Source organism: Terriglobales bacterium, assembly GCA_035457425.1.
Classification (GTDB): Bacteria; Acidobacteriota; Terriglobia; order Terriglobales; family Acidobacteriaceae; genus JACPNR01.
Genome location: DATIBR010000170.1, coordinates 1 through 8,810 on the forward strand (window position 1 = coordinate 1; position 8,810 = coordinate 8,810).

Sequence of the window (8,810 nt, forward strand, 5' to 3'; positions counted from 1 at the left end):
GTCCGGCTCGACGAGCACGCGGCCGGCGCGGTCGGTGGGCGAGCCCAGCAGCTTGCCGAGGGGCGAGGCCTGCACGCCGGCGGCCCAGAGCACGACCGCGGCCGGCAGCCGCTCCTCGCCGATGTAGACGGCGCCGGGCGCGACGCGCGTGACCTGCGCGCCGGTGCGCACCTCCACGCCGAGATCGCGCAACTGCTCCTCCGCGCTGCGTGAAAGGTCCCCGGGATATGTCGAGAGGACGCGCGGCCCGCCTTCCAGCAGGATGATGCGCGACTTCGCGGGGTCGATGTTGCGGAAGTCGCGCGCGAGCACGCGGCGGGCGACCTCGGCGAGCGCGCCGGCGAGCTCCAGCCCGGTGGCGCCGGCGCCGATGATGACGAAGTTCAGCGGGGCGTGGGTGCCGGTGAGGTCGGCCTCGCGCTCGGCGTGCTCGAAGGCGAGCAGGATGCGGCGGCGCATGTCGAGCGCGTCCTCGAGCGTCTTCAGCCCGGGCGCGAGCTTCTCCCACTCGTCGTGGCCGAAGTAGGAGTGCCGCGCGCCGCTGGCGACGATGAGCCAGTCGTAGGGGAGCTCGCCGCCGCCCGCCAGCTTGACGGCCTTGCGGGCGAGGTCGAAGCCGGTGACCTCGGCCATCAGGACCTCGGCGTTCTTCTGGCGGCGGAGGATCTCGCGGATGGGGCGCGCGATATCGCCCGGTGAGAGTCCCGCGGTCGCGACCTGGTAGAGCAGCGGCTGGAAGTTGTGGTGGTTCTTGCGGTCGACGAGCGTGAGGGCGACCGGCACGCGGCGCAGGGCACGCGCGGCGTAGAGGCCGCCGAAGCCACCGCCGATGATGACCACGCGGGGAACCGTCATGTCGAGATTATCGCAGGCCGGCGGCCCGCAGCTGGCAGCGCAGAGCAGGCGCGGCGAGCCGCCTGCCGCCCAACCGCGAGCCGATCACGAGCGGAAGATATTCCTGGCGATGAAGAAGACGTTGGCGGGACGCTCCGCGAGCCGCCGCATGAAGTAGGGATACCACTCGCTGCCGAAGGGGATGTAGACGCGCATGCGCCAGCCGTCGCGGACGAGTTCCTGCTGCAGGTCGCGGCGAATGCCGTGGAGCATCTGGAACTCGAAGGCCTTGGAGGAGATGCCCTCGGCCCGGGCGAAGTCCTTGGTCGCGGCGATCATCTTCTCGTCGTGCGTCGCGATGCCGTGGTAGACGCCGCTCTTGAGCAGCAGCTTCATCAGCGTGACGTAGTTGGCGTCCACGTCGGACTTCTTCTGGAAAGCGATCTCCGGCGGCTCCTTGTAGGCGCCCTTGCACAGCCGGATGCGGATCTTCTCCGCCAGCAGGTCCTGCACGTCCTTCTCGCTGCGAAACAGGTACGACTGGATGACCGCGCCGACCGCGCCCTTGTTCTTCGGTTCGGCGTGGAGCTGGTGAACGAAGTCGAGCGTGCGCTGCGTGTAGGGCGAGCCTTCCATGTCGACGCGGACGAAGTTCCCGAGCCGGGCGGCGTGCGCCACCAGGTCGGTGACGATGGAGTAGGAGAGCGGCTCGTCGACGTCGAGCCCCATGTGCGTGAGCTTCAAGCTGACGTTGGCGTCGAGTTTCTGCTCGCTGATCTTCTCCAGCAGCTCGTGGTAGAGGGCGGCCGAGTGCCGGGCCTCGTCGGCGTTGGTGACGTTCTCGCCCAGGTTGTCGATGGAGACCGACATGCCCAGGTCGTTCATCGCGCGCGTGGCCGTGAGCACGTCCGAGACCTGCATGCCGGCGACGAAGCGGCCAGACATGCGGCGTCCCATCGCTGAGTGCTCGGCGATGCGGCGCAACCGTTTGCTTTCCGAGAGGGAAATGAAGAGCGCTCTCAGCACCGGGCGCTCCGCGGGAAGGGTTCGATAAGAGTGCTCATGAAGGCGTAATAAGGACCTTCTTTTGTACCAGCACCGGCGGGGGAAGGCCAGTGACCGAAGTCACCACCAGCAGCTCTCAGCGTCACCGCCGGGCCATCTAAGAGATCACGCCCCTGGATCCAAGGAGAGCCGCCATGGCCGCCGTGCGCTCGATCCGGTATCGCAAGGCAACCGGGAACGAAGGAGAACCGCCGCCGCCCTCGTTGTGGGCGTTCGGGGGGCTGCCTCCGCTGCGCCTGATGAAGCGCGTGTGGAAGGAGTACAACGAAGACGACGTCGCGTCGCACGCCGCGCAGCTGGCTTATTACTTCATGCTCGCCTTGTTCCCGGCGATGCTCTTCCTGGTGACCCTGATCGGGTTGATCGCGCATGGGAACCCGAGCTTCCAGCAGCAGCTGTTTGCGTACCTGGCCCGGCTGGCGCCGGGCTCGGCCTCGGAGCTGATCAGCAAGACCATCCAGGAGGTGACGCAGGCGGCCGGCGGCCTGAAGCTGACGTTCGGCATCGTGTTCACCATCTGGTCGGCGATGGGCGGGATCGTGGCGATCATGACCTCCTTGAACGCGGCCTACGACGTGAAAGAGGGCCGGCCGCTGTGGAAGCGTTACGGCATCGCGCTCGGGCTGACGATCGCGCTCAGCGTGCTGGCCATCGTGGCGCTCGCGGTGGTGCTGTTCGGCGGACGCATCGCCGACTACCTGGGGTCGCATCTTCCTCTCGGCTCGGTCGCCGTGACCACGTGGACGGTGGTGCAGTGGCCGCTAGCATTTGCGCTCATGGCCTTTGCTTTCGCGTTGATCTATTACTTCGCCCCCGACGTGAAAGAGCAGAAGTGGTACTGGATCACGCCGGGCTCGCTGCTGGGCGTGGTGATCTGGCTGGGCGCTTCCGCGCTGTTCCGTCTCTACCTGGCTTATTTCAACAACTACGCGAAGACGTATGGCTCGATCGGCGCGGTCATCATCCTGATGCTTTGGCTGTACATCACCGGGACCTCGATCATGCTGGGCGGCGAGGTGAACAGCGAGATCGAGCATGCGGCGGCGGAGCAGGGGCGCGCCGACGCCAAGGCGGAGGGCGAGAAGCAGGCGCCGGCGGCCTAGGATTTTTGCGCAGCGCGCCCGGCGCGCGATAATAAAAGGATGAAGCCGCGTTTCGCTCTCCTCCTGTTCGCGCTGCCGCTCTTCGCGCAGCAGCAGACGATGCCGCCGCAGTACGTGATCGGCGTGGACCTGGCGCAGCCGAAAGAGGGCTGCCCGGTGTTCGTGCGGCGCGTGGACCCGCAGGGGCCCGCGGCCAAGGCCGGCCTGAAGCCGGGCGACGCCGTGGTGGCGATCGACGGCGTCTCCATCGGGTCGCTGGCGGACATGCAGAAGGTCACGCGCGACAAGCCGCGGCGCGTGCGCATCGAGGTGGCGCGCGCCGGCGGGAAGTACGCCTACGACGTGGAGCGCGAGCCGCTGGCCGACCAGCTCGAGCGCCAGGGACGCAAGGTCGCGCCCAACGGCGCGCAGGTCCCGGCCGACATGAGCGACGCCGAGATCGACCGCATCCGCAACTTCGACCCCGCGCGCGTCCAGGGAGTGGTGTTCCCCAGCGGCCTCCCGGAGGATCCGGCGACCTACTTCGGCGGCTTCCAGGTCATGCTGGTCCAGATGCCGGACGAGGTGATGGTGGGCCCGATGGACGATGGCCCGGCGACGCATGCGGGCGTCCACCTGGGCGACGTCATCATCGCGGTCAATGGCACCGAGGTGAAGGGGCTGACCGCCGCGCAACTGGCGCCGCTGTTCACCAGCGCCAAGCCCGGCCGCATGCGGCTGCGCGTGCGGCGCCTGGAGGTGGAGCGCGTCTTCGAGTTCCCGCTGTGGAAGACCTCGGACATCCTGGCGGTCAACCAGCTCCAGGTCGTGCGCGGGCAGGTGGTGCCCCAGGGCGTGGCGGAGAAGGACCTGGGCTGCTTCGTGGAACAGCAGTAGCAGTGGCGCGCCCGGCAGGACTCGAACCTGCAACCACGGGATTAGAAATCCCGTGCTCTATCCGGTTGAGCTACGGGCGCGTGGTCTTATTGTACTTTTTACCCTAAGGATTGCGGCCCTGCCGCCCGGCACGCGGAGAAACTTCGGGATATATTCCCCGACCGCAACGCCTTTCCTACGTTAAGGCAGTTACTGTGCGGGAGGCGGCTGCGCACCTAGGGCGCGAACAGCATGTTGTCGTTGCCGGCAAGCGCACAGGAGTCGTCCACCGGCGCTTTGCTCTCGCTCAAGCCGCGTTTGGCAAAGCCCTTCCACCAGCTCAGCAACGGCTTCAGCGTGCGCTCGTAAGGAGCGCGGTCGCGTTTCGTCAGGAACTCCAGGGTCTGGTAGCCCGGGTCGCGCCAGATATTGATGGTGACGAGATCCATATCTTCGACGACCAGGACCCCACGGGGGGCCGGCACCGACAGCGCCTTCAGGTCTTTGTCGCCCAGCATCGCCAGAATCTGGTCCCACTCGGCCTGCGAGAACTCGCCCTCGTATACCTTCCGGGTGAGGTCCTTGGCGCGCTGGCGCGTTGCGCGCTCGAAATGGAATCGGCGGTCAGGCAAGATGAGGACACAGCGATGGTCGGCAGTGAGCACTCCAGGTTTCACCTCGGAGATCCTGGCCAGCATCGGCGGCCCCTGCTTCTGGGAGGCATTCTGTTGCGCGGCCGCGGGCATGAGCAGCGGGAGCAGCACGAGGATCGCGATGGCGCGCCTCATCGCTACCCCACCTGCACCGGGTGGCAGTACTGCGGCTGAGCCTCTTTCAATCCGTCCTTCATCTTCTTCTCGGCGTCCTTCATCCACTTGTTGAATGGACCGAGGGCCTTGTTGCTCTTGCCGCTGTTGTCGATCCAGATGTCGAGGCCGGAGGTGCTGGTGGTCTTCATCCGCTGGCGCGTGATGGTGAAGGTCTGGAAGTCGCGGCCGTGATAGACCTCGGTCTCGGTCTGCTCCACTTCCTTCATGGTGGTCGCGTTGTCGGGGATGTCGGGCATCGGGTTGGTCGCGAGGCTCCGGAACTCGGGCGCTTCCAGGACCGCCTTGAGCTGCGCCAGTTCTTCGGGGGTGAAGGTGCCTTCGGAGCGCTTGGTCTTGGGCTTGCCGACGGTGCGCTCCTCGATCTTCTCCAGGATGTAGCGGCCGTCGGGGTAGACGAGCATGCACGAAGTCATGCTGGGATAGTGCGTGGTCGTCCCGGGATTGTTGTAAGTCATGCCCTCCATGCCCTGGGCGTGGGGCGCGGCGCGCTCGCTCTCCAGGTAGGCGTTGGACCGCTGAAAGCGCAGGATGGGAAGCGGATTCTGTTGAGCGGTGGCGGCGAGCGCCAGCAGGACCAGCGCCAGGGTCGCGAGGCGAGGAGCACGCAGTCTCATAAGCGGGGATTTAACCACCGCCGGGTGGCTGGGACAAGAGAATCGTGGGGCGAGACTTACCGCGCCGCTTCCTTGCGGGACTGGGCGGAAAGCTGCACCAGGGCGTTCTCGACCAGCTTCAAGCCGACGTTCCAGCGGCGGCGGGCTTCATCTTCGTCGTCGCCGTAGCCGTAGAGGTAGAACGTGATGCAGTAGCCGGTCTCGGAGTCGCCGTCTCCGGCGACGCGGTAGTAGCAGCGGCGGATGATGAACTCCGCGGCGGCGGAGATCTCGGGCGCGCGCGCCAGCAGCTTGACCAGCCGCTCGGCGAAGGCTTCGTGTTCCGACAGAGCGAAGCGGGACTCGCGCTCGGTGAAGACCAGGTCCACGTAGGACCCGAACTTCCAGGCCGCGCCATAGACCATTTCTGCTTCGCTGAGCTCGTTCGAGAGCCAGGTATCGCACTTGGCGGTCTCGAACATGGAGATGGCGGAATTGGTGGAAACGAGGAACTCGGCGAGCTCGCGGTTGTCGTGGGCTTCCTGCACTTCGAGCAGGAGCTCGGGACGCCGCTTCAGGTCGTAGTAGCGCCGGGCGCCGTCCGGGGAAGACCAGGGCAGCTCGAGCGCCGGGTCGTCGCGACCCAGCTCGACCGAAGAGTCGGCGTGCATAGGGATATCAGACCACGAAGGCGGGGCTAAGGCGAAAATGATTTGAGGGCGCCAGCCCCGGGCAGCCGCGGGACGGGCATCCGAGTGGGGGGCGGGCACATCCCACGCGAATAGGACTTGCACGGCCGACCAGTCCCGATTAAGATTTTGACTGTCCTCCTGAAGGGCCGCACATCCAGTGCGAGCCGACGCACCGGGCGCTTGCAGTTCAGGCGCCAGCGGACGAACCAGGCAGTTTGAGCTTCTGCCCCCGATCTACTAGCGCACGACCAGCCAGGCGTGTAGGTGGCGGAAGCCGAAGAGACATAGTTCCTTAGAACAGGATTTTCAAGGCACCGGCGCCAAGCCGGTCCCGGAATAGACAAAGACAACCACATGAACCAAGGACAGAACCAGCCTCCCCACGGCGGAGGAGGCGGAGGCCGCAGGCGGCGTCGCCGTCGCGGCCACGGCGGTGGCCAGCAGCAGAACCGCGGCAACCAGCCGCAGATGGGCGGCGGCCAGCCGCAGAACAACCAGGCCGGCGGCGGCGGTGGCGGAAGCCGCCGGCGTAACCGGCGCCGCGGCGGCGGTAGCCAGCCCGCGTTCGTCGGGCCGATGGACCACAGCTATCGCCAAGCCCAGGGCGAAGGCAACGGCAACTCCTTCGGCGGACGCCCGCAGGGCCGCTACGGCAACCAGCCGAATCGTCCGCAGCAGTTCTTCCAGGGCCCCTCGGTCGACCCGCTGCCGGCGATGCGCGAAGACGCTCCCACCCGCATCTACGCGTTCATCGAAGACCTTTTCTTCGTCACCAAGATCCAGGACACGGCGCGCAAGCTCAACGTGAAAGTGGAGTTCGCCAAGAATGGGGACGAGCTGCTGGAGAAGCTCGAGCAGCAGGCCGAGCCGCCATCGCTGGTGGTGTTCGACCTGAACAACGTGAACGCGAAGCCGCTGCAGGCGATCCCGAAGTTCCGCGCGAAGTACAAGCGGGGGACGTCGATCGTGGGGTTCGTCTCGCACGTGCAGGGCGACCTGAAGCTGAAGGCGCAGGAAGCGGGCTGCGACGTGGTGATGCCGCGCTCGGCGTTCTCGGCGAACCTGCCGCAGATCCTGCGGCGTCACGGCGCGCCCGACGACCACGATGAGCCCCAGTCGCAGTTCGGGCTGAGCTCGCCGCAGTAGGCAGTACCGGGTTCCAAGCATCGAGTACCGAGTGAAGGCCGGCGAAGACGCCGGCCTTTTTCTCTTGGCGCACGCAACGTAAGGAAGCTGCTTATCGTCTTAGAGATGGAGGCATCCCGATGTCCCTGACGCGAGCGTTTGAAGAGCACGAGGTCGGTCCCGACCTGCGGCGTATCTACCAGGAGGCGCGCACCGCGCTCGACCTGCCTTTCACGCCGACCCTGTTCCAGGTGGTGGCGGGCGTCCCGGAATACCTGAAGCTGGTGTGGAGCGACCTGGGTCCGGTGGCGCGGTCGAAGGAGTTCCATGCCGCAGCCAAGGCGCTGGGCGAGTTCGTGCGCTCCGACGCGGTGCGCGGCGGCTGGCGCTTCGCCGACCAGGACCGCGCGCTTTCCGGCGAGCGCTTCTCGCGTCCTGACATCCAGGTGCTGGCCGAGGTGCCTCCCATCTTCACGCGCACGCTCTGCCAGATGGCGCTCTTCAGCCGGTTGATGCAGCGCGGCTACTCGGGCGGGCAGCGCGGCCGCGTGGGCAACTGCAAGCAGGCCGCGGCGATGTCGCGGCTATTCCGGCTGCAGATCCCGAACGAGAAGGAAGCCGGCCTGCGCACCTGGCTGCTGTATTCCGACATCAAGCGCACCACCGGCACGAAGCACGTGATGAGCCTATTCCGGCTGCTCTCGCACTTTCCCAGTTACCTGGCGGCGACGTGGGTGGACGCGAAGAAGGTGATGAGCGACCCGGATTCCCAACGCACCAAGGACGACGTCGCGAAGCGGACGCTCAGCCTGCTGCGGGGGCTGCCGGTGCGCGACCACCGCGCGGCGGCCGGCAAGCGCATCACGCCGGCGGAGTGGCGCGACGTCGAGGAGACGGTGGACTCGTTCGCGCGCGTGACGCCGCAGTTCGCCCTGATGTCCGCGGTGTGGCAGCGCTCCTTCCCGGAATACGACGTGCGGAAAGCGGCGTAGCGCTTAGCCCGGCGGCCAGCGCAGCGGGCGCCCGCCGATCAGGTGCAGATGGATGTGGAAGACGCTCTGGCCCGCGCCCGGGCCCACGTTGTACACCGTCCGGTAGCCTTCTTCGATCTGGCGCTCGCGGCCGAGCTTTGCCGCCACCAACTGCATGTAGCCGAGGAGCTCGGCGTCTTCCGGCCGCGCTTCCTTCAATCCCACGATGTGCCGCTTGGGGATGATGAGCAGGTGCGTCGGCGCCTGGGGATTGATGTCCTCGAACGCGAAGACCTGATCATCTTCGTAGACCTTCCTGGCGGGGATCTGGCCGGCGATGATCTTGCAGAACAGACAGTCGCTCATAGCGCGACGATTCTAAACCCGGGCAGGTCGTCGGTCGTCGGCCCTCGGTCGTCGGCCCCTTAAGGTTTGGGGGGCGAGACCGAAAACCGAAAATCGCAAATCGTAAATGCCTTTAGTCCATGCGGACGAGCCAGACGGGGGCGGAGGTGCGCGCGTTGTCGGCGACTTCCTGGGCGCGGCGCTTGTCGTCCTGCGGGACGCGGACGCGCACCCACTCGCCGGTCGGCCCGGTGAACTGGATGACTTTCGCGGTGGAGTACTTGCGCGCGAGGCGCTGCTTCACCTCGGTGGCCTCGTCGCGATCGTCGAAGGCGCCGATCTGGACGCACCAGCGCCCGCCACGGTCGATGGCGGCGGGCGTCTCGAGCACGTCGAG

Annotated in this window: 11 protein-coding genes and 1 tRNA gene; 4 read left to right on the forward strand and 8 right to left on the reverse strand. The window is 66.7% G+C overall.

Annotated features, from left to right (window positions below):
* Both VLA96_12940 and VLA96_12945 read right to left on the reverse strand, forming a co-directional pair.
* On the reverse strand, positions 1-855 hold an 855-nt coding region (locus VLA96_12940), incomplete at its 3' end, for an NAD(P)/FAD-dependent oxidoreductase (protein ID HSE50107.1).
* Positions 856-939: 84 nt separating this feature from the next.
* Entirely contained in the window at positions 940-1,791 is an 852-nt protein-coding gene (locus tag VLA96_12945) for a proline dehydrogenase family protein (protein HSE50108.1), read from the reverse strand.
* A 242-nt stretch (positions 1,792-2,033) separates the two neighbouring features.
* Between VLA96_12945 and VLA96_12950 the strand changes: the two genes are divergently transcribed.
* Both VLA96_12950 and VLA96_12955 read left to right on the forward strand, forming a co-directional pair.
* A complete protein-coding gene (locus tag VLA96_12950; GenBank protein HSE50109.1) occupies positions 2,034-3,002 on the forward strand; it encodes a YihY/virulence factor BrkB family protein in 969 nt (322 codons plus the stop codon).
* A 39-nt stretch (positions 3,003-3,041) separates the two neighbouring features.
* Positions 3,042-3,878 carry a PDZ domain-containing protein gene (locus tag VLA96_12955; GenBank protein HSE50110.1) on the forward strand — a complete coding sequence of 279 codons (837 nt, stop codon included), beginning with the start codon at positions 3,042-3,044 and terminating at the stop codon, positions 3,876-3,878.
* 3 nt (positions 3,879-3,881) lie between these two features.
* Here the strand turns inward: VLA96_12955 and VLA96_12960 are convergent.
* The 4 genes from VLA96_12960 to VLA96_12975 form a co-directional block, all read right to left on the reverse strand.
* A tRNA-Arg gene (locus tag VLA96_12960) sits at positions 3,882-3,958 on the reverse strand.
* A gap of 135 nt (positions 3,959-4,093) precedes the next feature.
* Positions 4,094-4,645 carry a hypothetical protein gene (locus VLA96_12965; protein HSE50111.1) on the reverse strand — a complete coding sequence of 184 codons (552 nt, stop codon included), beginning with the start codon at positions 4,643-4,645 and terminating at the stop codon, positions 4,094-4,096.
* A 2-nt stretch (positions 4,646-4,647) separates the two neighbouring features.
* On the reverse strand, positions 4,648-5,301 hold the full coding sequence (locus VLA96_12970; protein ID HSE50112.1) for a hypothetical protein: 654 nt from the start codon (positions 5,299-5,301) through the stop codon (positions 4,648-4,650).
* A 56-nt stretch (positions 5,302-5,357) separates the two neighbouring features.
* A complete protein-coding gene (locus VLA96_12975) occupies positions 5,358-5,951 on the reverse strand; it encodes a hypothetical protein (protein HSE50113.1) in 594 nt (197 codons plus the stop codon).
* Between the two features lie 375 nt (positions 5,952-6,326).
* On the opposite strand from VLA96_12975, the gene VLA96_12980 reads away from it, so the two are divergent.
* Together VLA96_12980 and VLA96_12985 are read left to right on the forward strand one after the other, a co-directional pair.
* Positions 6,327-7,118, forward strand: coding sequence for a hypothetical protein (locus VLA96_12980; protein ID HSE50114.1), 792 nt, complete (start codon positions 6,327-6,329; stop codon positions 7,116-7,118).
* A 119-nt stretch (positions 7,119-7,237) separates the two neighbouring features.
* Complete coding sequence (locus VLA96_12985; GenBank protein HSE50115.1) at positions 7,238-8,089, forward strand: halocarboxylic acid dehydrogenase DehI family protein; 852 nt, start codon at positions 7,238-7,240, stop codon at positions 8,087-8,089.
* A gap of 3 nt (positions 8,090-8,092) precedes the next feature.
* Here the strand turns inward: VLA96_12985 and VLA96_12990 are convergent, their stop codons facing one another.
* Positions 8,093-8,434: a histidine triad nucleotide-binding protein gene (locus VLA96_12990; protein HSE50116.1), complete on the reverse strand. Its 342-nt coding sequence runs from the start codon at positions 8,432-8,434 to the stop codon at positions 8,093-8,095.
* A gap of 112 nt (positions 8,435-8,546) precedes the next feature.
* On the reverse strand, positions 8,547-8,810 hold a 264-nt coding region (locus VLA96_12995; GenBank protein ID HSE50117.1), incomplete at its 5' end, for an SPOR domain-containing protein.